Here is a 218-nt window from a genome sequence, read left to right as displayed (position 1 = left end):
TTGTCACCAGCCTTGGTACTGAGCGGCGTCCCAGCAGGAAACAATACGCTCGCCGATGGCTGCACCTGACCGCTGCAGCTCGGGTCGGCATACACTTGCAGCGGCCACAGGCTGCTCTCCGACGGAATCCCGTCGCTGGTAACCAAGAAACTCAGCTTACCGCTGGTCTGCGCTTTGAAAATATGCGGATAGCTTACCGTCGTTCCCGGCAAGCCAGT

At 59.2% G+C, this 218-nt stretch carries 1 protein-coding gene; it reads right to left on the bottom strand.

The window, feature by feature from the left end; all coding sequences use genetic code 11:
- Nucleotides 1-218: hypothetical protein (locus QN359_RS20000; protein ID WP_323493533.1), on the bottom strand; the 218-nt coding region annotated here is incomplete at both ends.

It is taken from the genome of Undibacterium sp. 5I2 (assembly GCF_035019605.1).
Classification (GTDB): domain Bacteria; phylum Pseudomonadota; class Gammaproteobacteria; order Burkholderiales; family Burkholderiaceae_D; genus Undibacterium.
Note: the sequence above shows the minus strand (reverse complement) of the source record. Positions and strands in the feature narration are given on the sequence as shown.